The organism is Streptococcus sp. SM5 (assembly GCF_027497975.1).
This window is the reverse complement of the sequence record NZ_JAJNSC010000054.1, coordinates 1-1,137: the sequence shown is the minus strand read 5'-3', so window position 1 is coordinate 1,137 and position 1,137 is coordinate 1. Positions and strand designations below refer to the sequence as shown.

Annotated in this window: 2 protein-coding genes; both read right to left on the bottom strand. The window is 43.3% G+C overall.

All coding sequences use genetic code 11. From position 1 onward, the window contains the following. Window positions 1–76 precede the first annotated feature (76 nt). Window positions 77–490 carry a 50S ribosomal protein L16 gene (gene rplP, locus PAN07_RS17405; protein WP_000960946.1) on the bottom strand — a complete coding sequence of 138 codons (414 nt, stop codon included), beginning with the start codon at window positions 488–490 and terminating at the stop codon, window positions 77–79. A gap of 3 nt (window positions 491–493) precedes the next feature. After that, a partial coding sequence (gene rpsC, locus PAN07_RS17400) for a 30S ribosomal protein S3 (protein WP_269798439.1) occupies window positions 494–1,137 on the bottom strand: 644 nt, incomplete at its 5' end.

Genomic DNA, 1,137 nt, shown 5'->3' with positions numbered 1-1,137 from the left:
TCGCGAGTTCTTCTTGAGAAAGACCACGAAGTTCTTTAACAAATTCTTTTACTTCATTAAGTTTCATGCCTTCTCCTTATTCTGCTTCACGTTTTACGAATTTACATTTAACTGGCAATTTGTGGCTAGCAAGACGAAGCGCTTCGCGAGCGATCTCTTCAGATACACCAGCGATTTCGAACATCACTTTACCACGTTTAACTGGTGCTACCCAACCTTCAGGTGCCCCTTTACCAGATCCCATACGCACACCGATAGCTTTAGCAGTGTATGATTTGTGTGGGAAGATTTTAATCCAAACTTTACCACCACGTTTCATGTAACGAGTCATGGCGATACGAGCAGCTTCGATTTGGCGGTTAGTGATCCAGTGGCTAGTTGTAGCTTGAAGACCGTATTCACCGAATGCTACTTCTTTTCCACCTTTTGCTTCACCGCGCATTTTTCCACGGAATTCACGACGGTGTTTAACACGTTTAGGTACTAACATTGGTTATTTACCTCCTTTAGTGTTTTTGCGAGCTGGAAGAACTTCACCACGGTAGATCCATACTTTAACACCAAGTTTACCGTATGTAGTATCTGCTTCTTCCCAAGCGTAATCGATATCTGCACGAAGTGTGTGAAGTGGAACAGTTCCTTCAGAGTATCCTTCAGCACGGGCGATATCTGCACCGTTCAAACGACCTGATACTTGAGTTTTGATTCCTTTAGCTCCAGCACGCATTGCACGTTGGATTGCTTGTTTTTGTGCACGACGGAAAGCAACACGTTGCTCCAATTGACGAGCAATACCTTCACCTACAAGGTGAGCATCCAAATCAGGTTGTTTGATTTCGATGATGTTGATGTGTACTTGTTTTCCAGTCAATTTGTTAAGTTTTGCACGGAGTGCATCAACGTTAGCACCACCTTTACCGATTACCATACCTGGTTTAGCAGTGTGAAGTGAAACGTTAACTTTGTTTACTGCGCGTTCGATTTCGATAGTTGAAACTGCTGCGTCAGCAAGTTCTTTTTGAACGAATTTACGGATTGCAAGATCTTCATGAAGGTAATCCGCGTATTCTTTTTCAGCATACCATTTGGCATCCCAATCACGGATGATGCCGACACGCATACCAATTGGATGTACTT